Annotated in this window: 1 pseudogene; it reads right to left on the bottom strand. The window is 72.3% G+C overall.

The features are described 5' to 3' along the window. Nucleotides 1-287: pseudogene (locus BST38_RS29530) on the bottom strand (HNH endonuclease signature motif containing protein); the annotation flags it as partial. Between the last annotated feature and the right edge of the window lie 71 nt (nucleotides 288-358).

Genomic DNA, 358 nt, shown 5'->3' with positions numbered 1-358 from the left:
AAGAACGGGGCCGGCAGGAACCCGGACCCGAACAGGTACCCCGACCGGCCCGGGACAAGGGCGGGGGTGTTGCGGCGCGGCCTGGCTACGGGCGCAGGCGCCGGCGCGGGCTCGGGCCGGCCCTCGGCCGCAGTGTCGGTCTCGGCACCCGCGCCTTCTGGTGACTCCTTGACCGGGGTGGCGTCCTCGGGCTGCGACTCGACGCTCTCAGCGCCGCCTGCAGGTGCGGCGGGTTCTGTGTTCGTGGTGGTGTGGTCGGTGAGGGCGTAGATGATGGTTTCGGGCACGGGACGCGGGGTGGTGGCGGCTTCACAATCGTTGTTGCCGCAGCGGCAGGCCAGGCTGGTGATCCCGTGCA

The sequence above is a fragment of the Mycolicibacterium parafortuitum genome (assembly GCF_002086815.1).
Lineage (GTDB): Bacteria > Actinomycetota > Actinomycetes > Mycobacteriales > Mycobacteriaceae > Mycobacterium > Mycobacterium parafortuitum.
The sequence above is the reverse complement of the archived record's forward strand: the minus strand, read 5'-3'. Positions and strand labels throughout refer to the sequence as shown.